The sequence below is a fragment of the Halorubrum sp. BV1 genome (genome assembly GCF_000746205.1).
GTDB lineage: Archaea > Halobacteriota > Halobacteria > Halobacteriales > Haloferacaceae > Halorubrum.
Map to the genome: position 1 here is coordinate 1 of NZ_JQKV01000038.1, position 1,051 is coordinate 1,051.

General features: G+C 54.5%; 1 protein-coding gene. It reads left to right on the forward strand.

What is annotated here, in order from left to right; all coding sequences use genetic code 11:
- The first annotated feature begins 123 nt into the window (after positions 1-123).
- Complete coding sequence (locus EP28_RS11550; RefSeq protein WP_049984168.1) at positions 124-993, forward strand: phospholipase D-like domain-containing protein; 870 nt, start codon at positions 124-126, stop codon at positions 991-993.
- The last annotated feature ends 58 nt before the right edge of the window (positions 994-1,051 follow it).

The following is a 1,051-nucleotide window of genomic DNA, read 5'->3' on the forward strand; positions in this document are numbered from 1 at the left end:
CGGCCATGTCGACAGACAATACAAACCACAATTTGGGGCGGGCTACCCTCTTTGGCGGGCCATTTGACGACGGAAAACCGGGGCTCGATGACAGCGAAATAGAGGGTTACATGTCTCTCTGAGATGCCGGGTTCTCATTCAGCGATCGACAGATCGCTCCTTATTGAAACTGCCTCGGCGTTTCACGATCTGTCCGGCGACTACGATTATGAGATCCTCGCCACCACCCTCCGGTATCTCCAGCAGCAGAAAACCTCGATTACGGTGGCGGACCTTCGTGTTGAGCTCGACGTCCATCCCCCTGACCACGAACTAGAGAACTTACTGGACCACCTTCGATATCACCAGTACATCGGTACTGATGCTGATCGGGCTAGAACGCGAGCCCTTCCGGCGGTTGGGCATACTGCGGAAGTACTACAAGAACGCCAGGAGATTTCACCGGCAGTCGATCTATTGGCGACGTTCCCCGATGATGAGGCGCTTTCGACGGACGGGTTTGATGATCTCCTTACGGGCGTTCTTGAGGTCATCAAAGATGCCTCGTCGCATGTGTGGATCGTCAGTCCATTCCTCTCTGCCGAAGCCTTTGACCGACTTCGTCCCGCCCTCTTGTCGGCGGTTGATAAGGGGAGCACTATCTCTCTCGTAACTCGATACCTCACTTATGGTGGCGATGATGGTGAGTATAATCGTGAGTTCACTCGTCAGTTATTGGACTCTCCATGTGGCGACAATGTTTCGCTGTACGAGTACGTCAACGATGAAACTTGGTCAACGTTCCATGCCAAGGTTGTGGCTACTGACAATGATGAGGCGTACCTCGGAACCGCAAATGTGACTGGGAAGGGATTTCTGTCAAACCTTGAATTGGGCGTGCGATTCGAGCGCGCCGCCGCTCGAGAATTGATCGCACTGCTGGAGTCGCTCAGAGGGTCTGACCATTTTCACGAGGTCGAGAGGGTCGCCGGTGGGTTTGATCGAACCACCTGAGGGCACGAATTCGTGCGTGCTCAATACCCGTCGTTAGTCCCCTTCAGCGAGCCGCAGA